Raw genomic sequence first — 327 nt, forward strand, 5'->3', positions numbered from 1 at the left:
ACTCTCGCATGGGGAGACCCCACACTACCATCGGCGCTACGGCGTTTCACTTCTGAGTTCGGCATGGGGTCAGGTGGGACCACCGCGCTACAGCCGCCAGGCAAATTCTTTATTTACCGAACTCATGCCTTAACTGGTGCTGATACCCAGAGTCGAACTGGGGACCTCACCCTTACCAAGGGTGCGCTCTACCAACTGAGCCATATCAGCACACTAAATTTGATGCCTGGCAGTTCCCTACTCTCGCATGGGGAGACCCCACACTACCATCGGCGCTACGGCGTTTCACTTCTGAGTTCGGCATGGGGTCAGGTGGGACCACCGCGC

The 327-nt window shown here is 57.5% G+C and carries 1 tRNA gene and 2 rRNA genes; all 3 read right to left on the reverse strand.

From position 1 onward, the window contains the following. Nucleotides 1-101: ribosomal RNA gene (rrf, locus tag WFK59_RS22000) — 5S ribosomal RNA — on the reverse strand; the annotation flags it as partial. A 33-nt stretch (nucleotides 102-134) separates the two neighbouring features. After that, nucleotides 135-210: transfer RNA gene (locus WFK59_RS22005), tRNA-Thr, on the reverse strand. A gap of 14 nt (nucleotides 211-224) precedes the next feature. Beyond that, a 5S ribosomal RNA gene (gene rrf, locus WFK59_RS22010) occupies nucleotides 225-327 on the reverse strand; the annotation flags it as partial.

The organism is Pantoea sp. USHLN298 (assembly GCF_037149395.1).
Lineage (GTDB): Bacteria > Pseudomonadota > Gammaproteobacteria > Enterobacterales > Enterobacteriaceae > Pantoea > Pantoea astica.